The sequence below is a fragment of the Streptomyces sp. NPDC007896 genome, assembly GCF_042959425.1.
In the GTDB taxonomy this organism is placed as follows: Bacteria; Actinomycetota; Actinomycetes; order Streptomycetales; family Streptomycetaceae; genus Streptomyces.
In genome coordinates this window covers 371,138-393,916 of the sequence record NZ_JBIBKX010000012.1, presented here as the reverse complement: position 1 = coordinate 393,916, position 22,779 = coordinate 371,138, and the positions used below count along the sequence as shown (strand labels likewise).

Sequence of the window (22,779 nt, the reverse complement as noted above, 5' to 3'; positions counted from 1 at the left end):
CGACGACCTGACAGGCCACTACTCCCACGGGTCTTACGCACCTATCCGCAACCAGCGGAAACACGCCAATCACACCCGGAAAGACAACAGCTTCTTACAGGGGGGCCGCGGACGGCGGGGGGCTGTGGGCAACGTCAGACGTTGACGCCGAAGTCGGAGGCGATACCGCGCAGACCGGAGGCGTAGCCCTGGCCGACGGCACGGAACTTCCACTCGCCGCCGTGCCGGTACAACTCGCCGAAGACCATCGCGGTCTCCGACGAGGCGTCCTCGGACAGGTCGTAGCGGGCGATCTCCTGGCCGCCAGCCTGATTCACCACGCGGATGAACGCGTTCCGCACCTGCCCGAAACTCTGCCCGCGCGCGTCCGCCTCATGGATGGACACCGGAAAAACGATCTTAGCGACTTCGGCAGGCACGGCGGCCAGATTGACCTTGATGGACTCGTCGTCCCCTTCACCCTCGCCGGTGAGGTTGTCTCCGGTGTGCTCGACCGAGCCGTCCGGGCTCTTCAGGTTGTTGTAGAAGACGAAGTGCTGGTCGGAGAGCACCTTGCCGGCTTCGCTGCACAGCAGGGCGGATGCGTCCAGGTCGTAGTCCGCACCAGTGGTGGTGCGGACGTCCCAGCCCAGGCCCACCAGCACCGCGGTCAGGCCGGGCGCCTCCTTGCTGAGCGACACGTTGCCGCCCTTGGACAGGGAAACTCCCACGGTTCGTCCTCCCGGCTCTGGGCTGTCTGTACGGTCACTGAGTCCCACGCCGAGCCTACCGCTATGGTCCTGATGTTTGCGCAACATCTAAAGTGTTGATACCGGGGCCGCCCCGGTGACAACCGGCCACGAAGGCGAGGAGCGCAGATGTTCTCCGATGTGGGGCCATTGGAACTGGTGACGCTGACAGTTCTCGCAGTCCTTCTGTTCGGTCCGGACAAGTTGCCGGAAGTCATCCAGAACGTGACGGCGTTCATCCGCAAGTTCCGCGAGTTCTCCGAGAGCGCGAAACAGGAGATCCGCTCCGAACTGGGCCCGGAGTTCAAGGACTTCGAGTTCGAGGACCTGCACCCGAAGACGTTCGTGCGCAAGCACGTGCTGGACGGCAACGACCTCGGCCTCGACGAGATCCGCGGCGCCCTCGACCCGAGGAAAGAGCTCGCGGAGGTTTCCGACGCGGTGCGCGAGGCGGCGGACACCTCCAAGGTAGATGCGACCGTACCAGCGCACGTGAACCTGACAAAGGATGCGGGGGCCGAGTCGGCCGCACGCGCATCGTTCGATCCCGATGCCACGTGACGCCTTGATTCGCCAAGGATTCGCGGGTCGCCTGCCGTCGTGACTCCCTTCACATTAGTTCAAAGGTTGCGCAACCTCTAGAACGTCCCCATGGACACAGGCGGCCAGGCCGGGTGGGAAACAGCAGTGCTCGACGGGGCCCCGCGGACGGGCTCAGGATGCGGGTCACCGACCGGCCGCAGGTGATCCAGGTGACGTACCCCTGCGAATTGGACGCCCCGTCGGGTGGTGTGCACGCAGCGGCGGAGGCTCGACTGCCGCTCTGATCCGGTACAGACACGGTGCGGCGTGCAGGATCCGCTACGGCATCCAGCTCACCGGCTTCCCGGCCCTGCCCGGTCTGCAACGGCTGACCGCCTTCGCCGCGCACGTCTTCGGAACAATACCGTCCGTCCGGCAGCACCTCGCCCGTGAGACGTGTCGTTGACGCCGTCGCCCAGGAAACCGGTCGTGTGGCTGCCGACGCGCAGGGCGGTAGTGACCCGGGCCTTGTGCTCCGGCATGCGGCGGGCGAAGACAGTGGTACGGCAGGCGAGTTCGGTGAGCTCAATTTCCTGCCGTCGCGGTCTCAGGCACCGATCTCGCGAAGTCTGCGCACCAGTGCGGACGTTTCCTCCGCACGTGCGGCCGGCTGGCCGACCATCAGCCGGACTACGGTCACGACATCGGGGTCATCGACGCAGTAGACCTGACGTCGGCCTTCGCGGCGGCCCCGGACGAGACCGGCGAGTTTGAGCTTCGTCAGACGCTGGCTGACCGCGGGCAGGGACCCGCCCACCCGGTCCGTGAGGGGGATGACATCACTCTCACCCTGCGCCAGGGCCCACATGATGTGCAACCGGGCCGAGGACGCCAGCAGCCCGAACGCGGCGGCGGCCTCAGCCACTACCCCGGCGGCCGGGCCCTCGAAGCCACCTCCGTCTGCCGCCACGACCCTCTCCTGTCCCGCCCCGGGTCACCGTCCCCGTGCCTGTGGGTTCGACCGCCCCGTAGAGAATCAGTTCTTCGACCTGACCACCTGGGGCGCGGCCATCGACGGCTCCCTCGTCCTGCTCATCGGGTACCGCATCCTGTTCGGCAACTCGCGGGACTGACCGGCTACTACGGCTTCCGGCCCTCGAAAGCCGGGCTACGGGTGCGCGCTGATGGCGGGCAGCAGGTCCTGGAACGTCCGGCCGGCCGCGGGCTCACCGAGGGCCTGCAACTGCCAGGAACCACCCTTGCGGTGGAACTTGGCCATGATCTGCGCCGTGTGGGTACCACCGCCGCTGAGGGTGTAATGCGCCAGTTCGGTGCCGGTGGTTTCGTCGACCAGTCGACAGAAGGCGTTTTCGACCTCGGCGAACGTCTGGCCGGTGAAGGAGTTGACGGTGAAGACCTACAAGCCTGGTGAACGGTCGCGGCTGTTCTGCGCGGTCCGGGAATATACCGGGCGCAAGGACCAGCCGAAGGGCTTCGGCTGGCGCGACTTCCGCGACTTGATCGTGCGGGCCCGCATCCAACTCGGCGGCCCGATCGTGCTGGTCTGGGACAACGTCCGAATGCACCTGACGAAGCCACTTCGCGAGTTCATCGACGCGAACGCCCAGTGGCTGGCCGTCGTCCAGTTACCCACTTACGCACCCGACCTCAACCCGACCGAAGGCGTCTGGTCTCTGGTCAAGCGGGACATCGGGAACCTCGCCACCGCCAACCTCGGCGAGGTCACCCGTGCGGTCAAGCATCGACTCAAGGGGCTCCAGTACCGGCCGGACGTGATCGACGGCTGCCTTGCCGTCACGAGCTTGACCCTGAGCACGTGATCCTCTCAACCTGGGCCTGAACGCCTGGCTCGTGAGGCGATCGGGGAGGATGCAGCCCACACCAGCGCACGAAAGCGAGCGACGAGATGACGGAGCCTGCCCCGGTGGACCTGATCCACCTCGCCGACGCGGAGGGTAACCGGTGCATCGTGCGCGTGACCGGACGCTTCCAGCCAGGCGTGCTCACCGGCCACGACATCCTGCGCGCAGACGTGCTCGCCTCCGCGAGCTTCGTCGACGCCCGACTAAACCTCTACCTCTTCCAGCAGGACCTGGACGCCTGGCAGCGGAAGCTGTCCGATTGGGTCCCGGGTCGGGAAGCCGGCATCGGTGGCGACCGTGGCCTGAGCCTCGTGCTCCGCATGCACGAGGATGGTTGGCTGTCGATCACGGTCGACGATCCGGACCGCCTCACGGCACTGTTGGGAATCCGACCCGAAGGGGACTGGGTCAACGAGCACCACGAGCGTCTGGAGCAGGTGCGGCTGGCCTGGCCTCGAGAAGTCGTCGAGAGGACCCCAGGCGTTTACGAGTGGAGCCCCAACCGCAAGCGCTGAGCCTGCCTGTTCCATGCGGCCGACATCACGAGTTCAAGTTCAGTAGCATCCCTTCGCATGATGAGTCGGGGGTGGCGGCTGGGTGCCGTGGTGGTACTGGCGGCGATCTGCGCCGCCGGTCCAGAACGCCCGGAGGTCATCCGCACGGCGTCGGACCTCGGCCCCCTCCCGGCCGACCGCTACGACTACACGCCGCAGGACTACCAGCGATCGCAGCGGGCATCGGCGTTCCTGATCCGGCAGTGCATGGCGAAGCGCGGCCACCCGGACTTCCCGCTCGACCCCCGCTACCCCAGCGACCCCATCGTCGCCACCGCGGTCAGCACCGACTACGGCGTCCTGGATCTCGCCACCGCCCGCCGCTGGGGCTACGGCTGGGACCCGGCAAAGTCCCTGGCCCTCCGGCCGAAGGGCCGCCGCATGACCAACGCCGAGTATGCGGACTACCCCGCCTGTAGCGCCGAGGCGAGCCGGCGACTGCTGCGCGGCATCGACCTCAAGCGGGACTGGCTCTACGCAAGCACACGGGCGGTCGAGGTCGACAAGGCGGTCAAGCGCGACCCGCGCCTCCGCGCGGCCTGGGACGTGTGGTCCCGCTGTGTGGCAGAACAAGGATTCACGCGCTATCGCGACCCCGTCGCGGCGTACACGGACACCGCCTGGCAGCGGGGCGGTGACGGCAACACCCGGCATACGCAGCGGGAGCGGGCCACCGCCGTCGCGGACGTCACCTGCAAGCGCCGCCACCATACGGCCGAGCTCTGGCACGCTGCACGGGCGCAGAAGCAGGCCGTGGACATCACACGGCACCGCGACCGCTACGCCGCCGGGCTGCAGGCGCTGCGGACGTACCGGGCCACCATCGCCGAGGTGCTGCGGAAGCTCGGCTAGTGCTCTGACCGCATTGGTTCACCGGGTCGGATGTCGTGGCGGTTGGATATGCGGTGACGTCCGATCCGACCGCTGGAGGCGCGGTGGCCGAGCCTGTCCGTGTACGCAGACTGACCGACCAGGAGGGGCAGAAACCGCAGCAGATCGTGCGTCGTGGCGGCCAACGCTTCGCGAGGCAGCGGGGCCTTGATGCTGTCCGGGGCGTAGGAGGCGGTCGCGGGGGGCTTGGCCTGGCCGCGATTGTGGGGGTGTCGCTGCTGCAGGCGGAGACGCTCGAGGCGAGGAGCAACGCGGCGCCGGCCAGGGTGATGGGTCCGTACATGTCGCGACGCTAAAAGCTGGTGCGATGTTCACGCACATCTACCTTGGCAGGGGTCACTGTTCACGATTGATCATGTAGAAGTTCTGGCCATGACTTCTTGGAGAGCTCGACTGAGACTGGCGATGCCCACGGCCTTCGCCGCGTTCCTCCTCGCCACCACCGGCGCCCTTACCCCGGCATCCGCATCCGCATCTGTAGGCGCCGACTGGCAGTACGTCAACGGCAGGTCAGGCGATTGCCTGAGAGCAGCTACTGGTGGAGCCCCTGTAGTGGGCTCGTGCACGGGGTCGCAGGCGGTGTGGCACTGGGGTACAGAGACGAACACCTGGAACGGGCACGCGATGCGCCGGCTCGTAAACAACATCAGCGGAGACTGCCTCACCTCGGACTACGCGAACGGCAATGACTCCGTCTTGATGGCCCCCTGCGGGGGTGGCCGGTCGGGACAGTTCTGGACCGCGGACGACGAACACATGCAGAACCAAAACCACCTTTACCTCGGCAGCTATCTCACCGGCGCCGGCATCCACATGACCGACTGGGACTGGAACAATGGCCCCGGCACCGATCCCTACTACGCCTGGTTCGGCTATGTCGTATAGCGGAAATACCGCCCCCGATTCGCCGTGCGGCCCTGGACGCTGAGCACGGGGCCGTCCCCAGGGTGGCGGCTCCGAGCGCAGGAGCTTCCGTGGCTGCGCTCAGAGTGGGTGGTTCCCCCAAGTGATGCCTGAGGGCGCAATCGGCCATGGGTGCGGTTCCTCTGAAAGGAAACGTTGGGCTGGGGGAACGTTGAGCGGGGCTGTGTTCGGGGCTGCGCGTCTCTACCGTGGTGGTGGAGGAGGGATGGCGGATGGGCTCGCTGTTCGAGGAGTTGGAAGCGCGCGAGGCGGCTGCCCGGGTGCGGGTGGAGGAGCTGGAAGCTGAGCTCGCCGAGCTGTCCGGGAAGCTGGAGCTGACGCGGGAGGCGCTGGGGCGATTGCGGATCGCACGGGAGACGGTCGCCGAAGTGCTCGCGGAGATGACCTCGGAGGCGCCCCAACTCCCGTTAACAGCAGGGCCCTTCCACGCCCACATTCGAAGGTGCGACCCAAATCGAAGCAGGACGGGAAGAGCCCTGGAGATGACACCGTACGACACCCATGCCACCACTGCCCCCTTTGTTCCGCTCCCTCAGCGCCTTCGAGAAGCTGACGCGTACGCTTTCGGGCGCTGACGCGAGCGCCTGGACCCACGCTGAACGGGAGGAACACCTCGATGTGGCCGGGCGGGACCTGCTTCGCCTGTTGCTGCAGGACCACCTTGACCTGCGCGCGAGGCGCGAGGCGGAACAAGTCCGTGCCGGGGCCAGACTTGACGTGGTCGGGCCGGAGGGATGCGTACGGCCCTGGCGGGAGACCGGGCACTCACGCTGGCCGGCCACCGTGTTCGGGCTGGTCCGCGTCACTCGGGTCGCCCACCGGGGCCCCGGCTTGGGCAACGTCCACCCCGCCGACGTGGCGCTCTCGCTGCCGGCAGGCCGGCACTCGACGGCATTACGCCGGCTCGCGATCACCGAAGCCGTGCGCGGCTCGTTCGACCAGGCCCGCGCTGCGGTGACACGCCGCTGCGGGAACGTGCTCGGCAAACGCAGGCTGGAAGAGCTCATGGTCGCCGCCGCAGTCGACGTCGACAGCTTCTACCGGACCCAGATCCCGGTCCCGTGCACCGCGAGATGCCGCTGGTGGTCCAGATCGATGGCAAGGGCGTGGTCATGCGGCCCGAGGCCCTGCGCGAGGCCACCCGCCAGGCCGCCGCGAAAGCCACGGCCGGTGGCCATCGTGGCCGGCTCGCGCCGGGCGAGAAGCCGAACCGCAAGCGGATGGCGACCGTGGCCTGCGTCTTCGACACCCGCCCAGCCCCCAGACGTCCCCACGACGTGATCCACCCGCCCGGCGGCCGCAGCAGCTAACTCCCCGCCCGCCCGGGACCCCGGGCCGAGAACAAGTGGTGCACCGCGTCCCTGGTCCGGTCGCCCGAGCAGGTCATCGCCGACGCCTTCGACCAGGCCCAGGCCCGCGACCCCAAGCACCTCCGGCCGTGGGTCGTCCTGGTCGACGGTGCCCGCCACCAGCTCGACCTGATCACTGCCGAGTCCATCCGGCGCGGCGTCACGCTCCACGTGCTGTTGGACTTCGTGCACGTCGCCGAGTATGTCTGGGCCGCCGCCCACACCTTCCACAAACCCGGCACCACCGAGGCCGAGGATTGGGCGGCCGACCATCTGACCGCGATCCTCGCAGGTCACGCCGCCCGCACCGCCGACCAGATGACCGCCCAGGCCGACCGGGAAAACCTGTCGATCGCACGACGCGAGGCCGTCGACGCCTGCCAGCGTTACCCGGTCGGCCACCTCGACCAGCTCCGCTACAACACCGCCCTCGCAGGCGGCTGGCCGATCGCCAACGGGGCCGTCGAAGGTGCCTGCCTCCACCTGATCGCGGACCGCCTCGACATCACCGGCGCCCGCTGGGGCCTTCCCGGGGCCGAAGCCGTCCTCCGGCTCCGCGCCTTCGTCTCCATCGGCGACCTCGACACATACTGGCGCTACCGTCTCGCCCGCGAACACAAGCGCCTCTACCTCACCCCCAACCAGCGGAACTACACCCTCACCGCGTGATTGCACGCTTCAATCAGAGCCTTCAGCGGACTCTCCACTCGGTGGTCGGAACGCAGTCGTGCACCGTGTAGGCCCAGCCCTCGAACTTCGCGAAGAACGCGCGGGACAGCAGGACGTCGCCCGCCCGCTGCGCGCGCAGCATGAAGCCGAGTTCGTCTGATGCCGCGTCGCCCTCGACGGACAGCGTGGGGCTCATGCCACGCTCGGTCACATAGTCGAAAACCTGCTCGGTGAGCTCGGACGGCACCTGTCCGACCAACCCGAGGCTGTCCAGTCGGACCTGCGGACCGCACAAGGCGTCAACGGCCACGCAAGTCAGGAGGTCAGGGACCCGGTAGTACACCGTGACAGCGGTCGACCATCTCGGTGCGGCCGCCGCTCGGAAGTCGGCCCGCCGCGTCAGGGCGCCGTGCCTCGTCTCGCTCTGGAGCCCAGTGCAGATGAACCCCTGGGCTTCCATAGCCACGGCCGCCTGCTCGTGGCTCATACCGAAACGCAGCGGTCCCACGCTCACGAACGGGGTGTAGTCCCATCGCGCACGGTCGGCCTCGTCGACAACCGGCCACACCCGGCACCAGCCCCCTTCGTCCCAAACCCCTTGTTGTTCCGAAAGATCAGCACCCTACAGCCCGCAATGCCATGTGCTGCACAACCCCAGCTTCACTCGAAACGAACCGCACCCATCGGCCATGCGAGTGCGCCCTCAGGCGAACGCGTTGCCCTTGCCGATCCAGTCGATCTCGTCGGTCCCGGTGTTCACCGCCGTCCCGCGCGGAACGGGGTGGGGATGTCGCCCTGGCGGATGCCGTGGACGATCGCAGCGACCTTGCGCGCGCCGTCGGCATCGGCGGAGGCGTAGACGGAGTGCGCGGTGCTCCGCTCGGTGTTGGCCATCAGGTACCAGCCGCTGTCGGCGTAGAGCACGACGGTGAGGCCGGCGTCGCCGGTGACGCCCCAGGAGGGTCCGCCCGGCAGCGGGTCGACAGCGATCCCGAGAGGTACGAAGCAGCATGTGGCGAGGGTGAGGCCCTCACCGGTCAGTGCCTGCGCCAGCGTGGCGCGCAACTGTGAGAGTTCGCCCGTCAGGCGTGGGGCTGTGACGCGGTGGTGCTTGCTCCAGGTGGCCTCGGCGGCGGCCTTGGTGAGCCGGCCCAGCTCTGACGAGCCTATGGTGTGGCCGTGTTGGGCGGCGGTGAGCAGCAGTGCTGCGAAGTGCGTACCTCCGGTCTCGGGCACCGCTCGCTTCCTCGCCGTGAGCCCAAGGACTCCTGACAAAAGTGGTGGGCTTGACCTGGCCAGAGGTCGGTGTCGTGCACGAGGCCGCCGGGTGGCGGGACGCGGTCAGCCGCGTAATCGCATGCGATAAACCCGGCGACGTCGGCAACCATCACCGGGATACTGGTCGCCCATGGATGAGGTCAAAGTCGTCGTCGCCCATTCCGAGCGCGCGACTCTGCGCGTCGGTGACGTGTTCCTGAAGGTGGACGTCGATCAGGCGCGCATCGACGTCGAGGTCGAGGCGATGTCCCTCGCGCCGGTCCCGACCCCGGAGGTCCTGTGGCGCAAGCCGCCCGTGCTCGCGGTCGCCGCACTCCCAGGGACGACGCTTGGGCGCCTCGGCGGGCCGTCGACCGGGTCGCCGGCGGCGTGGGCCGCGGCGGGCGCCACCATCCGGAAGCTGCACGACGCGCCCCTGCCGCCCCGGCCGGGCCGGGCCGGCCGGAGCATCGTCGCGCTGGCGGCGGAACTCGACGACGAGTGCGAGTTGCTCGTGACGAACGGTGTCCTGCCCGCTGACCTGGTCACCCGCAACCGCCAGGTCGCCGAGGCCGCGCTCCGGCCGTGGACTCCGGCGTTCACGCACGGCGACCTGCAGATCGCGCACGTCTTCGTCGACGGCGACGAGGTCACGGGCATCATCGACTGGTCCGAGGCGGGCCAGGGTGATGCCCTGTACGACCTCGCCACCTTCACGCTCGGACACCAGGAGCACCTCGACGACGTCGTCGCCGGCTATGGCACCGACATCGACCTCGACGTGATCCACGCGTGGTGGTCGTTGCGAAGCCTGCTGGCGGTTCGCTGGCTGATCGAGCACGGCTTCGACCCGTTCGCGCCGGGCTGTGAGGTCGACGTGCTGAGATCTCGGATGTGAGGCTGCGCGGGCCCGACTGCTACGAATGCGTCCTGACGCATCGAGCAGGCCATCCCCTGGGGCGCATCGCCTGCCCTTGCTCTCGACAAAGTGCGGTGCGCAGTCGTCGCCGGCAGATGACGGCGCAGCCGAGGGTGACGAACGCGTGGTGGATGTCGTCGCGGATCTCCCAGCGGACGCGCAGGCGGCGGAACCAGTACAGCAGCGCGATCGCTCCTTCCACGACCCAGCGGTACACACCCAGGCCGGAGCCGTGCCCGGTGCCGCGCCGGGCGAGATGCGGGGTGATCTGGAACCGGCGGACCTTGTCCCGGTCCACCGGGGACGGACCGGTGGCCGGCCCGCCCTTCATCGCGCGGATGTGGCTGGAGTCGACCGCAGCCCGGGAGAAGTCCAGCAGGTCTGCGGCCCGCAGCTCGCAGAGCAGCAGCTCGTGCAGGCGCTGCCAGACCCCGGCCTCATTCCGGTCCCGCAGCCGTCGCCAGCAGGTCATCCCCGAGCCGAAGCCCAGCTCCTGGGGCAGAAACTCCCAGCGGATCCCGCTGTACAGCACGAACAGGATCTCCCGCACAGCACCTTGCGACTATCCGGACGCTCACGACCTGGACGCCGCGGATTACGCGGGACGACCGGCAGCAGCGGCTCGATGCGCGCCCACAACTCGTCGTCGATCCCCCACGGTCTGGCAGCGGTCTTCCTCGTCTCGACTGGCTCGCACCCCCTTCGGCCGGCATCAACGAGAACTGACACACCGTCATTCCCAGAGGTCCAGAAGCTGTATGGCCGCAGTCGTCCGCTCACCGCAAAGAGTTGTTGCGTGAGTGGCAGCGTCAGCGAGAGCGGGAGCGGAATCGTCAGCGAAGGGAAATCGACAACCACGAGTGAGGCGTCCCGGGGCGGGGCCTAGTCGGTTCCCGCCCCTCGGAGGTACTGCCGCCGAACGCCGTTGCGCTCGGTACCGTTGGCATCCGTCCGAACACGAGAGGGGGCCGCATGTCCGCTGAATGTGTGGCAGCGAACGAATAGGAGTGCGCTGCACTCGGGCACGTCACTGCGAACGAGCACGGTGACCAACGCGACTACTGCGGATGGTGTGGCAGCTCAGGTCGAGTAAGGGATGGAGCGGTCTCGGTACGGGTCTTGAGCTGGTGGCAACCGTGGCACAAGACCTGAACGTTGCTGTCTATGCCCTCGCCGCCGAGAGACAGCGGGCGCACGTGGTCCACGTCCACCCCGTCCGCGGAGAAGTCACCTGGACACCAGTCGCAGCACGTCGAGCCCCGTTCCTGCACACGCCGATGGAGCCTCGCAGCAGCGTCCCGACGGTTCGCCCGTCGCCTGGCCCCTGCTCGTCGGGAACGGACGCTCGGCCGTCCCTCGTACGCTCCGTGATGCGTCTCCCCAAGGGGGCCGGTACCGCGACCTCTAGCCGTTGGGTCAGCGGGCTCGGGCCGCCCTCGTCGGCTCGGCCGGTTCGGTCGAACGATTTGAGGTTCTCTTGAGGGTCACAAGAGGTGAACAACCCGGCACTGAGAGCTGATCTGCGAGGTCCCCGCGCGTTGCCTCACGACCCCCTGATCGGACAGACATCTCCGATCAGGGACATGGCCACCTCACGGCGACGATGGTCGCGCCGGAGCATTCGTCTGGTTGATGTCGCCGATCATCTGCCACAGCCGCAGCGCCCGCCCTCGGTGCTGGTGCGCCAGGTGGTGAACGCCGGCTGCGGCGTCCAGGTCGCCGATCAGTTGCCAGCAGGCGGCCTCGTCTTGGCGGTCGCCGTGCCGGTGGAACAGGCCCGCCGCGCGCTCCAACGCCGGGCTCGCCCGGTCCCGGTCGTGTTGACCGGCGTACACGCGGCCGACTTCCAGCAGCGTGTACGCAACGCACCGCTCGTCGGCCAGATTCTCGAAGGTGGCCAGCGCCTGCCCCAGGCAGCGCAGCGCCTCGTCCGGATCACCACGCCGATCGTGCAACCGGCTGAACCGCCGCAGCACGACGGCGACGCGATGTCCGTCGCCCAGCGCCCTGGCCTGGCTCAGGGCCCTGTCGAACCATAACTCCGCCTCGTCGAGCTTGCCCTGCATGAGTTTCATCACGGCCATGGAGCAGGACAGCTGCGCTTCGATGTGCCGGTCGCCCTCACCGGCCGCGATGGCCAGCGCGTGCTCGACACGTGCGAGGGCTTCGTCGTCACGGCCCTGCACCCGGCTGACCGTGCCCAGCATGGCAATCGACAGCGCCTCGCCGCGTTTGTCCCCGCCGTCCTGGCACAGCCCGAGGGAGGACTCCAGGGCCCGGGTGGCCCGATCGAACTCGTCTTGGTAGATGTGCAGCTGGCCAAGACCGCGTAGCAGCACCGATGCGCCGCGCACGTTGCCGGCGGCCTCGGCCGCGTCCAACGCGAGCCGGTGCCCGTGCTGCCAGTCCTGATAGAGACACCGGTGGTCGTAGTAGGTCGCCGCGCCGGCCGCCAGCTCCCAGGCCAACTCGTCCAGGCCCCAGTCCACGGCCAGTTTCACCGCGCCGAGCAGGTTGTCGCGTTCCGCGTCGAACCAGCCGACCGGGTCGGCCATCAGCCGGTCCACGACCGCATCGGGCAGCGACCGGCGCGGTGCAGAACCAGGCGCGGCTGCCAGCAGCCCGGCCGCCGGCAGCCGATCAGTGCCGCGCCCAATCAGCTCAAGCCAAACGGACAGCACCCGGATGATCGCGTCCCGCTTGTCTTCCGTCGGCAGTGGGGCGGCGATCTCCACGGCACAGGTCCTGATCAGGTCGTGCAGCCGGTAACGCGGCTCGCCCAGGGCGTCGGTGGCGGTCAGCCGCACCAAGCTGGCGTCGACGAGGGTGTCCAGCACCTCCTCGGCGTCCGAGCGGCCGAGCAGCGGGCCGACCACCCAGCCGGGCAGGGTGTAGGCGCCGAGCAGACCCAGCAGGCTCAGCGCGCGCACCGCGTCGGCCGACAGCAGCCGTAAGCTCAGTTCGACGCTGGCTCGCACGCTGAGGTCCCCGATCCTCAGCTCGGCCAGCCTCCGGGACTCATCCTCGATCCGTTCCCGCAGCACCCGCAGCGACCAGGCCGGGCGGCCCGTGAGCTTGCCGCTGGCGATCCGGATCGCCAGCGGCAGGTTGCCGCAGCAGTCGAGGATCGCGTCGGCCTCCGCCGGTTCCCGCTCGACCCGCCGCCGCCCGACAATTCCGGTGAACAACTCCCGCGCCTCTGCCGGGCTCAGCACGTCCAGGTCGATGTGCCGAGCGCCGGGAAGTTGCGTCAGCAGAGTGCGGCTGGTGATCAACACGGCACAGCCGTCGGCCGCGGGCAGCAAGGGCAGCACCTGATCGGCGTGACCGGCATCGTCCAGCACCACCAGCATGTGACGGTCCACCAGCAACGATCGGTAGAGCGCGGCTCGCTCGGACAGGCCGTTCGGGATCGCGCTGCCGGCGATCGAGAGCGCGCGCAGTGCCTCGGCCAGCATCAGCCCCGGGTCCCGTGGCTCGTCCGATGTCGCCGCGAGGTTGAGGTAGAGCTGGCCGTCGGGGAAGGCGGCGCTCGCCAGCCGCGCAGCGTGCGTCACCAGGCAGGACTTGCCGACACCGGGACCGCCCACGATGACGGCCACCGGGGCCCGGTTCGGCGCCGACCCGTCGAGCAGTCCGGCGATCTCGGCCAGTGCCTCGGCCCGGCCCACGAAGTCGGATACGTCGAGGGGCAGTTGACGCACGGGCATCGCCATGGCCGGCCCGGCGGCCGCCGCGTCAGGGCTCTCCGGTGGTATGTCTAAGGGCCTGCTTGCTGGGACCGGTGCCGTCAGGGCGGGGTCCGCGGTGAGGATGCGCTGGTGCAGCGCCTGGAGCGGAGGGGTGGGGTCGACGCCGAGTTCGTCGGCCAGTGTCCGGCGCAGCCGCTCGTACACCTGCAGCGCCTCGCCTTGTCTTCGGCACCGGTAGAGGGCGACCATCAGGTGTTCGGCGACCTGCTCGTCGTAGGGGTGCTCGCGGAGCAGAGCGGTCAGTTCATCGATGACCTCTCGATGACGACCCAGGTCGAGTTCGATGGCCAGGCACTGTTTGTGCGTGGCCGCGCGTTTCTCGTTCAGCCGTGCCGCATCGATCTCCAGGGCTTGGCTGGGAGTGTCGACCAGGGCGTTTCCGCGCCAGCAAGCGAGCGCCCGCCGCAGCGCGACTGCTGTCTCGAACGGGGCCGTGTGCTGTTCGGCGAGGTGTCGCTCGTGGTCGAACTCCAGCAGGTCGAGCTGATCTTGAGCCAGGTGGATCTCGTAGCCGCCGCGCCGCGTGCTGATCAGGGTGCCGGGTGCTCCGCAGGTGACGAGGTTGCGGCGCAGCCCGGAGACAGCGTCCTGGACCTGGCGGACCGCAGTGGCGGGCGCGTTCGTGTCCCACATCACGGCGACGAGCCGTTCCATGGCGACGATGTTGTTGGCGTCGATCAGAAGTGCTGCCAGCATCTTGGCCTGCCGCGGCCCGTTCAACGGGACCGTGCGTCCGGCGATCTGGGCGTGTAACGGTCCCAGTAAGCCGAATTTCATGCTCCCCCTGGTACGCGACGATGAGCGCCGATCCCCCTGGCTGACCTCGCACTAGGACGAATCTAGGACGGCCGACGGATCTGTGTCCATAGCGTCTCTGGAGCACGGCTCACCGAAGACGCCTGGGGGAGGCAATGGGTGCGGAGGGTGCCTTCGCCCGGTACCTCGGCAGCATCCGGGCCGACATCCCGGGAGCGGAAGCAGCCTCCCCGATTCATGGGGGCACCGGTTGCCCCCTGAAGCTCGTCGCAGGGCGGCCCGGCTGGCGAACTCCGCCGCGCCCGCGGCCGCACACGCACCGCCGCTCAGTCCACGCGCACCGCTGCACGGCTCCATACGTACCGCCGCACCACTTCCGATCGGCAAACGACAGAAGGAGCACTGATCAACCATGCTTCGCAACTGGAAGACCTTCGGCGCACTGGCAGTCGCAGGTTGCTGCGCCACGATCGGCCTCACCACGGGCACCGCAGAGGCGCAGACGGTGATAAAGACCAGCAACGTCACGGAACTCGGTTCGTACAACGACTCCGGTAGAACCGGCAACTACCAGTTCGTGGCGAACAATTGGGACAGCCGCTACCAGCGCTACCAGCAGTCGCTCGTCTGGGTGTCCGGGCAGGACGGCGGCAAGGACATGGCCCACTGCCTCCGGGGCAACGGCGGGGCAAACTGGTACGAGTCCTCGATCGTCGCGCGCAACGGTACGAACTCCTCGCACTACGACTGCACCAACAACGGCACCTACAACCAGGGTTTCGACCAGGTGGGCGTCGACCTCAGCAACTGGTGACAGTCGCCTGAGCAGGCAACAGGAGCCCTGGTGCGCCCCGGTTCGGAGCGCACCAGGGCACACCAGTCGAAGGAGGAGGCCCGGACGATGCTGGGCAAACACAAGACCCTTGCGGTCGCGCTGGCCGTGATCATTGCCGCGATGGTCGCGGCGGGGTTCGCGTATTTCCCGTCCGACGACGGCCAGACGGCCCGGGCGACGGCCAACACCCGTCGTTTCGTGCTGATCCTGGCAGGTGCTTCCGGCCACTCGGAGTCGGAGAAATTCGACCTTGAGGTTGCCGCTCGCACGGAGGCCCTGACATCCACATGCATGAAGTCGCACGGCTTCCAGTACCTGCCCAAGAACCCGCACAGCGTGGTTGATGTCGAGGACGCATCAGACTTTTCGAGCCTCGACTACGCGCGCAAGCACGGGTTCGGAATAGCGGTATTTCCCCACTTCGCCCCTGAGGCCACGGCAGCCAAGAGCTACCTGAAGACCCTTTCCGCTGCTTCCCTCAAGGCTTACGATGCGACCCTTCCCGGATGCGTCGACAGCTCACAGCGTACGACCGAAAAGGAATATGGAATCCCGGAGGCGAACTCCGAGTGGGCTCGGGTGGACGGTGAGGTGCAACACGACAGACGTTACCAATCGGCACTTGAGACGTGGAGATCCTGTGCGGCGGCGGCCGGTCATCCGGCGCAATCCCGTCTCGCGCTCATCACGGACCTGCGCAAGGAATACACGTCCGTGATGGCCGGAGTTCAGGGTGGGGACCGAGTGCTGTCCCGGGACCAATTGGCGGCGCTGGCCGCTCAGAATTCTACGTGGCGGAAGTTCCATCAATCGGAACTCGATGCCGCCGTGGCGACATTTCCCTGCTCGCAAGCCGCCGATCGGACATATATGTCTATATTCCTCCAGGACCTGAACCGGAACAGTTGAGGGCGGCGCGCTAGAGGGAGCCGGCGGCACGGCCCGACGGCCCGACAGCCCGAGGGGCGGACGGCACCCGTCCCTCAACCTCGACCTAGGCCTGTACCTGTTACCTGTTACCTGTTACCTGTCCTGCTTCTGGTGGGCTCTCGTGGCTGAATCTGGCTCAGCCAGTCGCCCCGCCCGGCCATCTGGTGAAGCGCCGCAGCCCCCTTCGAACGGGCTTGAGATCCACGAGGCGCTACCAAGCAGACACCCAGCCGGTGCTCGTCGGTGGACGCCCCGCCCGCGTCGTCACCGCCTCACTCCTTCACGTACTCGAGAGGGGTGAGCCGGAGCACAATGGAGTCCCAGCACAGGCCCCGATCCGTCCCCCACTGAACCAACTGGACGCCCCTGGACGGCTTTTACGACATGTGCCATGTCGTACCCAGTGAGGGACCCAAGATCAGGACCGGGGTCGAGGGTTCCGACAGTGCAAGACCTGTCGTAGCGAGGTGAACAAAAGCCGATGAGTTCGCCCTGCCCACGTGAGATCCGGTGAGACATGAGAAGGGTCCAGATACGTGTTCTCCGACGTGTACGCGTGACCGTGTCGACAGTGGGTCCTCCGGGCGCGCGCCTTCTCCCAGTCTCGGCGTCGAAGAGCCTCCTCCTTGGTCACGGCCTCCGGGTGGTTCGGGTTGCAGCATCGCGTGTGGTGGCGCACCCGAGGCTCGGCGTAGAGCCGCAGCCGGCAGGTGACATCGACGGCAAGGACCAGCCGGCCGTCGGCAGCCCGCGGACTGGAGCGGCTGATCCGGACACAGCAGCACTCTCCGCCAACGGCCGTCGATCACAGCGACCTGCATGCCGCGCGTACCGGGCAGGGGTATCAACGGTCTTCCTCGACTGTGCCCGGTGTGTGGTCGGGCTGAGCCAGTGCCGTGATGAGGAGGCGTACCTCGGTTCGCCCAGAAGGTCTACGCAGTTCATCGGCGCGACGCAAGAGCGAGCCTTTGCCGCCCGAAACTGGAGTTCGCCCGGAACTCGCCGGTCACGAAAATCCACAGCGACCAGCGAGTCGAGGGCATCACCAGGTCGATCTCGATGCCGCTGGTTACGTATGCGTGGCACACCCCGCTACGCACATGAACCTCGACGGGGTCTCCACCTTTGGAGACACCGTCGACTCGCATGATCGGCAGCCCGGCCAAGGATCTGCCGCGCGCCCCGGCGCCGTACGGTAACCCGGCAGCCGGGGGCGAAGGGCCCGCGTTCAGGCGGCGCATGCGGTGCGGTCGGCCACCCACGTGCCGGCGGCATCCGCGACGCGGCGACCCAGCGCCTCGGCGGTGGCGATGTCCCTGGCCGTCACTCCCTCGGTCCCCTGATCCGCGTTGGACTGAGCGGCGGCACCCAGGAAAAGGCCCAGCCTGTTGAGATCGTTCTCGCTCCCCTGGGACGAGTTCCAGCCGCCCGGCAGGCCGAGCGCGATCCAGCGCATACCGTGCTGCGACGCCAGCGTCGCGAAGTACTGGAGCGTCGACTGCTTGTCGCCCGCCTTGGAAGCCGAGTTGGTGAATCCGGTAGGACGCGGACTGATCATGGTTAAAATCCGACACTTGGGTGTGCCGACTGCTCTGGTTACGCTGGCATCGGCCAGATTCCCTGCGTGATGGTGGCTACTGGTGACGGTGAGAGAACGACAGAGCAAACCGCGCGAGATCGCGGACATCGGCTTCGCTCCCGCTGTCGGCACACCTGCCGGCATCGAGATCATCTCTCTGTCCGACCTGCGGGAGCGGGCCGCCGTCCACATGGGCGAAGAACGGCTGCAGGCACCGCAGCGACCCACGTTCCACCACCTGATCACCCTCTCCAGCGGCTCGTTGTGGCACACGGTGGACTTCACCGGCTACGCCCTCGAGCCGGGCTCCTGGCTCTGGATCCGGCCTGGTCAGGTACAGCAGTGGGGTGATCTGGACGACGCCGAGGGCACCCTGGTCCTCTTCGAGGGCGACTTCCTGGATCCGGCCACCGTGGCCGCGGCGCGGATGGACGATCCGTACGCCCCCGCGCTCCAGGTTCCCGGTCCCGAGGACCGTCACGCGCTGGAGTTGGCCGTGGACCATCTGGCGCTGGAGTTCCAGGCGCTGCGTGGCATCTCCCTGGAAGCGCACGTGGCGGTGTTGCGCCACGTCCTGGCAGTCCTCGTGCTGCGCCTTTCGCAGCGCACCGCGCCCGTCGGCAGCCCGGCACCGGACCCCGGGGAGACATTCCTCCACTTCCGTGACGCGGTCGAACGCGACTTCGCCCGCACGCGCCGCCTGGAGGACTACGCCCGGGCCCTGGGCTACTCACCCCGCACTCTCTCCAGGGCCACGCTGACCGGAGCCGGAGTGGGGGCGAAGGAGTTCATCGACCGGCGGGTCGTCCTGGAAGCCAAGCGCCTCCTGGCGCACGGCAATCAGTCAGCCGCCCGTGTCGCGGCGCAGCTCGGCTTCACCAGCGCGACCAACTTCAGCAAGTTCTTCCGCCAGCGCACCGGCCAGTCTCCCCTCGCCTTCCGCGCGACCGTCCGCGGCCGCTCCTCGGAGGACGGCGGGAGCGAAGCGACCGACGCCAGGCGACCTGAGCGGTGAGGGCCGCTCCCGCGAGCGGTGCCAAGAGACGGAGACCGCCGCGGAGTTCGTTGGCCGGGACCGGCCGTAGCCGCATCTTCGGCTCGCGGCCGCGGCGGGGTGGTCACGGTGGCCCACCACCCGGCGCACGGGTCCGTCGTGAGTATGAGTCAGCCCCAGCTCATCTCGCCGGTGGCGACCTTGGTGCCCAGATCCAGAGCCACCGCCAGGCCCAGGTCCGGGTAACGCTGGAGCATCGCGGACTTCAGAGCCTCGGAGTCGCTGCCGTGCTTGGCCAGCTCCTCCTCGAACTCGGCGAGGTAGGTGCGAGTGAACCCCATCACCGAAGCATCGCTGGCGGAGTCGGCGGAACGGTGGCCGGCGACCACGAACCGCGGGGCGAGCCGCTCCATCTCGGCGAGCGTCTCGTCCCAGGCGTGCCGCTCACGCGGCGTAGGGGTGTCGGCGGTCCACACATGCAGACCGGCGAAGAGCAGGACCCCGCCCACCACCGCGCGGTCCTCGGGCTGCCACAGGTACTCGGTGCGCCAGACCAGGTCGGGGTGACCGCCGCGCAGCTCGAAGTCGTGGCCCTCGATGCTGACGCGGTCTCCTTCCAGCACCTCCGGGACGATCACCTCGGTGGGCAGATTCCTGCCCAGGTGTGCCCAGGTCTTGAGCTTGCCCTGCCAACTGCTCTTGATCCGCTCCACGGTGGTGGCGGTGGCGACGATCCTGACGTCGGGGAACGCCTGCCGGATCACTTCCAGGCCGAAGTAGTAGTCGGGGTCGGAGGCGGTGACCACGACGGTGGTCAGCTCCTTGCCGCTGTCGATGATGTCCCCCAGGACCCGGTGCTGCTCGGCGAGCGTGAACTGGCCGTCGACCAGGAGTGCTTCGCGCTCGCCCGTGATGAGGACGGACGACTTGTTCAGGCCGGTGTCGCCGGCCGTGTGTACGGAATACGTCAGGCTGGACATGGGTGCACTGCCCTTCGAGGGGTTGCGTGAGAGTGGCTTCAGGCGGCCGTGGTGGCGGCCATGTGCTGGTCCAGGGCATGGGTGAGCGCGTCGGCCGAGGCGACCGGGCCGCCCAGGCGGTCGGTGCCGTGGGCGGTGTGCAGCAGCAGCGTCGGGTAGGCGTCCACGCCCAGACGGCGCACCTCGAGGAAGTCGGCCTCGGCCTCGGCACGAGCGGCGGGCGAAGCGAACGCGGCCGCCACCGCCTCGGCGTCCAGACCCAGCTCGGCCGCGAGCTCCCGGTACACTCCGGCAGCGGACAGGCTGCGGCCGTGACGGTACCAAGCACGCTGCATCGCGGCCGCCGCTTCCAGGGCGTTCACGCCTGGCTGACTGCGCAGCGCGACCAGGCCGGTGGCGGCATCGGCGGAGTCCATCACCACGTTTCCGTCCGCCAGCGCGGCCCGGTAACCGTCACCGAAGGTGACACCGGTCAGTTGGGTGATGCGCTCGTTGGCGCCGGGGATGTGCGGGTAGGCCGACACCGGCAAGGCGCGCGAGCCGGTGAACAGGCCGCCGGACAGCACTCGCAGCTCGATCCGGTCCGCGTTGGCGGTGGCGAACTCGTGCAAGGCGGGTCCGAAGCCGTAGCACCAGCCGCAGTAGGCGTCGAAGGCATAGGTCAGCCGAATGCGCTCCACCGAACTCATCGTGCTTCGTCCTTTCCGAAATCCGTCACCCGGCTCTCTGATCGGTCGGGCCGATGCCAGCAAAACTATGCTCAGAATCCCGTCGTTGCCGGATGCGCAGACGACTCTCCATGGTCAAAATCCGACTGTCCGGCGATCCCCTCAGGGGAGAAGGTCGAGATTTCGGGCGCAGTCGGCTGCACGTCGTGCAGATGTCATGCAAAACGCCCGGCCGGACGTCTCCGGCAGGGCGTTCCGTGGTTGCGACTCGGCAGCCCCACGTCTGCCATGTCGCTGTGCGGCTAACGCAGCGTGGTGTTGCCTTCGCCGCCGACGACCACGGGGGCGTCCTTCACCGGCGTGGCCTCGCCGAGATCCCAGCTCTTCGGCTTCGCGCCGGGCACCTCGACGACGGACGGCTTCTCGGCCGTGACGGGGCCGCCCTCGACGACCGTGAGGTCCCGCAGCTTCTTGGCGGTGCCCGGCTTGATGTGGTGCAGGTGCGGGTTGCCGGGCACCTCGGAGACCGTGACGCCGCCGTGCTTGGTGGTACTGCTGCCGGTCGAGGCCGCAGCGGCAACCCCGCCCGAGGCGAGCAGTACGGCCAGTGCGCCGGCCATCACGGCACCCCGACGACGCGAGATGCTGTTCCTACGCACCTTCATGTGATCAACTCCTTCGCAGGTGGAGGGACACAGGCGTACCGGCACGCGTCCGGCCCCGGTTCCCTCGGGATCGAGTACGAGGCAACTCTCGTTCCTGCCGGCTGAAGATCCGCTGAACGTCCTGAAGATCCCCTTCAGCACCTGATGTCTCAGGCCCGATGCCTGGCGTCGAAGTGGACGGAGTGGGCGGTCAGCTTGCCCAGTAGCTCGATCAGCGTGCGGGTCTCGTTCCTCCTGGTTCGCATGGCGGCGAACTCGTCGACGCGGCCGACGTCGACCGGGCCGTGCGGGCAGCCCGGCGCCGCCTTCCCGGAGTGGGCTTGGCGAGCGTGCCGGGCCGGCACGTCATCCGGTCCAGCGCCCAGTACCTCAAGACCACGTCGATGGAGTTGGGCGGCAAGTCCCCGGCCGTCGTCTTCGCCGACGTCGGGCGTGACGCGCGTATGAGCCAGACCCTCTTCATCGGCGGCACCTGACAGTCGGCCGCGTCCGGCGCCGAGTCCCCCACCGTCGACCCGGCGACCGGTCCGTCGCGCGCAAGTTGCGCCGACGCCGACCGGACGTGGACGGGGCGGTCGCGGCAGCCCGGGCGGCGCTCGACAGCCCCGCCTGGGCGGGCCTCGCGCCAGCCGAACGGTCTCGCATCCTGTGGCACGTGGGCAACCTGATCGACGAACACGCCGACGAACTGGCCCAGTTGGAGACCCTCGATCAGGGCCGGCCGATCGGCGTCTCGCGGATGGTGAGCGTCAAGGTCGCAGCCGAGCACTTCGTTACTACGCGTCCTGGGTCACCAAGCTCTACGCGGAGACGGCCCCGATGTCCCTTCCCGACGTGCTGCGATACACCAAGCGGGAGCCGGTCGGGGTGTGCGCGGCCGCCGACTACCCACTCCCCACTGTGACGGCCACGGACGACCCGCACCAACACTCCGCCCAGGTCACCCCAGCGGAAGCCCGGACTTCTTCAGGGGCAAGTAGGCGGCCCGCAGGCGAAGCCGGTAGCAGGCTCAGCTCTGCGCATCCATGAGCGCGGAGGCCGTGAGCCACACGACCGCCCGGTTGAGGCGTTCGGGATGACGGGAGCACATGGCATCGAAGAATTCGATCCGGCTCGTTGTCTCCTTCAGGAGCCGGTCCGCGTCACGGATGTACTGCCGAGTTTCCTCGATGGAGGCCGGACTGTCCGGAAGCGCCTTGTTCTTGTGTCCGCAGACGACGTGGCGCGGCGCGAGACGCTCGACCGCGTCGAGCGCATGAAGCCACTCTGCACGCCCACCATCCACGGATTCGGAGAGGTACGCGTGCACGCCGTTGTAAACGACATCGCCGGCGACGACGAGCCCGATCGAGGGAACGTGAAGCACGGTGGTGCCGTCGGTATCACTGTGCCCGACTTCGACGGAGCGCAGAACGTTGCCCTCCAGAAGAAACCCTTGCGGTGGTACGGGCCGTGCGAGCACGGGAGTCGGCGGGATCTGACCGGGGAACAGGTTGTCCCACCGTTCCCTTCTGAATTCCGCCGAGCTCTGCTGCCGCATGAGGCGGATGCTGTCCTCGCCGGCGAGCACCACGGCGCCGGGGAAGCGCTCGACCAGAGGGCCGGAGCCGAACCAATGATCACCGTGGCCGTGCGTGATGTAAATGTGTTCAAGGTGCTTGCCCGACTGTTCGACCCAGTCACCCACCCTCCGGGCCTGCTCGATCGTCAGCGGGGGATCGACCAGCACTGCGTTCTTCTCCCCATAGATCAGCGTGGTCGACATCGGTGACCAGGAGAACAGCTCTCCGTTGGGAATGGGATCCGTGACGCTGGTGGGGATCGGATCGGAGATGAAGACTTCGTACGCCAAATCGGTCTGGGAGACCATCTCTACCACGCTCTTTTCCGTGTGGTGGTTGCCTGGTGGCACCTTGATGCGGAC

General features: G+C 68.1%; 21 protein-coding genes and 5 pseudogenes. 13 read left to right on the top strand and 13 right to left on the bottom strand.

What is annotated here, in order from left to right:
* Positions 1-134: 134 nt before the first annotated feature.
* The gene (locus tag ACFZDJ_RS34935; RefSeq protein ID WP_390941872.1) at positions 135-710 is read right to left on the bottom strand and encodes a TerD family protein; all 576 of its coding nucleotides are present in this window, start codon (positions 708-710) and stop codon (positions 135-137) included.
* 147 nt (positions 711-857) lie between these two features.
* Between ACFZDJ_RS34935 and ACFZDJ_RS34930 the strand changes: the two genes are divergently transcribed.
* Entirely contained in the window at positions 858-1,289 is a 432-nt protein-coding gene (locus ACFZDJ_RS34930; RefSeq protein ID WP_390941870.1) for a sec-independent translocase, read from the top strand.
* A gap of 568 nt (positions 1,290-1,857) precedes the next feature.
* Here the strand turns inward: ACFZDJ_RS34930 and ACFZDJ_RS34925 are convergent.
* On the bottom strand, positions 1,858-2,220 hold the full coding sequence (locus tag ACFZDJ_RS34925) for a metalloregulator ArsR/SmtB family transcription factor (protein ID WP_391064904.1): 363 nt from the start codon (positions 2,218-2,220) through the stop codon (positions 1,858-1,860).
* A gap of 49 nt (positions 2,221-2,269) precedes the next feature.
* Between ACFZDJ_RS34925 and ACFZDJ_RS34920 the strand changes: the two are divergent.
* Positions 2,270-2,383: pseudogene (locus tag ACFZDJ_RS34920) on the top strand (GlsB/YeaQ/YmgE family stress response membrane protein); the annotation flags it as partial.
* Positions 2,384-2,418: 35 nt separating this feature from the next.
* Here ACFZDJ_RS34920 and ACFZDJ_RS34915 read toward each other — a convergent pair.
* Positions 2,419-2,667 (bottom strand): annotated as a pseudogene (locus tag ACFZDJ_RS34915) (TerD family protein); the annotation flags it as partial.
* On the opposite strand from ACFZDJ_RS34915, the gene ACFZDJ_RS34910 reads away from it, so the two are divergent.
* The 5 genes and pseudogenes from ACFZDJ_RS34910 (at position 2,660) to ACFZDJ_RS34890 (ending at position 7,520) form a co-directional block, all read left to right on the top strand.
* Positions 2,660-3,091: a transposase gene (locus tag ACFZDJ_RS34910; RefSeq protein ID WP_391064901.1), complete on the top strand. Its 432-nt coding sequence runs from the start codon at positions 2,660-2,662 to the stop codon at positions 3,089-3,091. The pseudogene ACFZDJ_RS34915 and the gene ACFZDJ_RS34910 overlap by 8 nt on opposite strands.
* Before the next feature lie 104 nt (positions 3,092-3,195).
* Entirely contained in the window at positions 3,196-3,648 is a 453-nt protein-coding gene (locus ACFZDJ_RS34905; RefSeq protein WP_390941866.1) for a DUF5959 family protein, read from the top strand.
* Positions 3,649-3,705: 57 nt separating this feature from the next.
* A complete protein-coding gene (locus ACFZDJ_RS34900; protein WP_390941246.1) occupies positions 3,706-4,539 on the top strand; it encodes a hypothetical protein in 834 nt (277 codons plus the stop codon).
* Between the two features lie 663 nt (positions 4,540-5,202).
* A complete protein-coding gene (locus ACFZDJ_RS34895; RefSeq protein WP_390941248.1) occupies positions 5,203-5,463 on the top strand; it encodes a hypothetical protein in 261 nt (86 codons plus the stop codon).
* Between the two features lie 521 nt (positions 5,464-5,984).
* Positions 5,985-7,520: pseudogene (locus ACFZDJ_RS34890) on the top strand (ISKra4 family transposase).
* Positions 7,521-7,542: 22 nt separating this feature from the next.
* On the opposite strand, the gene ACFZDJ_RS34885 reads toward ACFZDJ_RS34890, so the two are convergent.
* Together ACFZDJ_RS34885 and ACFZDJ_RS34880 are read right to left on the bottom strand one after the other, a co-directional pair.
* Positions 7,543-8,034 carry a hypothetical protein gene (locus ACFZDJ_RS34885; protein WP_391064898.1) on the bottom strand — a complete coding sequence of 164 codons (492 nt, stop codon included), beginning with the start codon at positions 8,032-8,034 and terminating at the stop codon, positions 7,543-7,545.
* A gap of 242 nt (positions 8,035-8,276) precedes the next feature.
* Positions 8,277-8,756 (bottom strand): hypothetical protein, encoded by a 480-nt coding sequence (locus ACFZDJ_RS34880; protein ID WP_391064896.1) that lies wholly within the window; start codon positions 8,754-8,756, stop codon positions 8,277-8,279.
* Between the two features lie 172 nt (positions 8,757-8,928).
* Between ACFZDJ_RS34880 and ACFZDJ_RS34875 the strand changes: the two genes are divergently transcribed.
* The gene (locus ACFZDJ_RS34875; protein ID WP_391064893.1) at positions 8,929-9,675 is read left to right on the top strand and encodes a phosphotransferase; all 747 of its coding nucleotides are present in this window, start codon (positions 8,929-8,931) and stop codon (positions 9,673-9,675) included.
* A gap of 19 nt (positions 9,676-9,694) precedes the next feature.
* Here ACFZDJ_RS34875 and ACFZDJ_RS34870 read toward each other — a convergent pair.
* The 3 genes and pseudogenes from ACFZDJ_RS34870 to ACFZDJ_RS34860 form a co-directional block, all read right to left on the bottom strand.
* Positions 9,695-10,347 (bottom strand): annotated as a pseudogene (locus tag ACFZDJ_RS34870) (transposase).
* 407 nt (positions 10,348-10,754) lie between these two features.
* Positions 10,755-10,967 (bottom strand): HNH endonuclease, encoded by a 213-nt coding sequence (locus ACFZDJ_RS34865; RefSeq protein WP_391064890.1) that lies wholly within the window; start codon positions 10,965-10,967, stop codon positions 10,755-10,757.
* A gap of 321 nt (positions 10,968-11,288) precedes the next feature.
* Positions 11,289-14,144, bottom strand: a complete 2,856-nt coding sequence (locus ACFZDJ_RS34860) for a BTAD domain-containing putative transcriptional regulator (protein ID WP_391064887.1) — start codon at positions 14,142-14,144, stop codon at positions 11,289-11,291.
* Positions 14,145-14,616: 472 nt separating this feature from the next.
* Between ACFZDJ_RS34860 and ACFZDJ_RS34855 the strand changes: the two genes are divergently transcribed.
* Positions 14,617-15,018 (top strand): hypothetical protein, encoded by a 402-nt coding sequence (locus ACFZDJ_RS34855; protein ID WP_391064885.1) that lies wholly within the window; start codon positions 14,617-14,619, stop codon positions 15,016-15,018.
* A gap of 87 nt (positions 15,019-15,105) precedes the next feature.
* Positions 15,106-15,948 carry a hypothetical protein gene (locus ACFZDJ_RS34850; protein ID WP_391064882.1) on the top strand — a complete coding sequence of 281 codons (843 nt, stop codon included), beginning with the start codon at positions 15,106-15,108 and terminating at the stop codon, positions 15,946-15,948.
* 1,249 nt (positions 15,949-17,197) lie between these two features.
* Here the strand turns inward: ACFZDJ_RS34850 and ACFZDJ_RS34845 are convergent.
* Positions 17,198-17,506: pseudogene (locus ACFZDJ_RS34845) on the bottom strand (NADPH-dependent FMN reductase); the annotation flags it as partial.
* Positions 17,507-17,609: 103 nt separating this feature from the next.
* Between ACFZDJ_RS34845 and ACFZDJ_RS34840 the strand changes: the two are divergent.
* Positions 17,610-18,563: a helix-turn-helix domain-containing protein gene (locus ACFZDJ_RS34840; protein ID WP_391064879.1), complete on the top strand. Its 954-nt coding sequence runs from the start codon at positions 17,610-17,612 to the stop codon at positions 18,561-18,563.
* Positions 18,564-18,712: 149 nt separating this feature from the next.
* On the opposite strand, the gene ACFZDJ_RS34835 is transcribed toward ACFZDJ_RS34840, so the two are convergent.
* The 3 genes from ACFZDJ_RS34835 to ACFZDJ_RS34825 all read right to left on the bottom strand — a co-directional run bounded on the left by ACFZDJ_RS34835 (position 18,713) and on the right by ACFZDJ_RS34825 (position 20,855).
* Positions 18,713-19,522, bottom strand: a complete 810-nt coding sequence (locus tag ACFZDJ_RS34835) for an MBL fold metallo-hydrolase (RefSeq protein ID WP_391064876.1) — start codon at positions 19,520-19,522, stop codon at positions 18,713-18,715.
* Between the two features lie 38 nt (positions 19,523-19,560).
* The gene (locus ACFZDJ_RS34830; RefSeq protein WP_390941268.1) at positions 19,561-20,211 is read right to left on the bottom strand and encodes a DsbA family protein; all 651 of its coding nucleotides are present in this window, start codon (positions 20,209-20,211) and stop codon (positions 19,561-19,563) included.
* A gap of 281 nt (positions 20,212-20,492) precedes the next feature.
* Positions 20,493-20,855: a hypothetical protein gene (locus ACFZDJ_RS34825; protein WP_391064873.1), complete on the bottom strand. Its 363-nt coding sequence runs from the start codon at positions 20,853-20,855 to the stop codon at positions 20,493-20,495.
* 329 nt (positions 20,856-21,184) lie between these two features.
* Here ACFZDJ_RS34825 and ACFZDJ_RS34820 point away from each other — a divergent pair, with 329 nt between their 5' ends.
* Both ACFZDJ_RS34820 and ACFZDJ_RS34815 read left to right on the top strand, forming a co-directional pair.
* Positions 21,185-21,331: an aldehyde dehydrogenase family protein gene (locus ACFZDJ_RS34820; RefSeq protein WP_391064948.1), complete on the top strand. Its 147-nt coding sequence runs from the start codon at positions 21,185-21,187 to the stop codon at positions 21,329-21,331.
* 86 nt (positions 21,332-21,417) lie between these two features.
* A complete protein-coding gene (locus ACFZDJ_RS34815) occupies positions 21,418-21,759 on the top strand; it encodes an aldehyde dehydrogenase family protein (protein ID WP_391064870.1) in 342 nt (113 codons plus the stop codon).
* Positions 21,760-21,864: 105 nt separating this feature from the next.
* Here the strand turns inward: ACFZDJ_RS34815 and ACFZDJ_RS34810 are convergent, their stop codons facing one another.
* Positions 21,865-22,725: an MBL fold metallo-hydrolase gene (locus ACFZDJ_RS34810; protein WP_391064866.1), complete on the bottom strand. Its 861-nt coding sequence runs from the start codon at positions 22,723-22,725 to the stop codon at positions 21,865-21,867.
* Between the last annotated feature and the right edge of the window lie 54 nt (positions 22,726-22,779).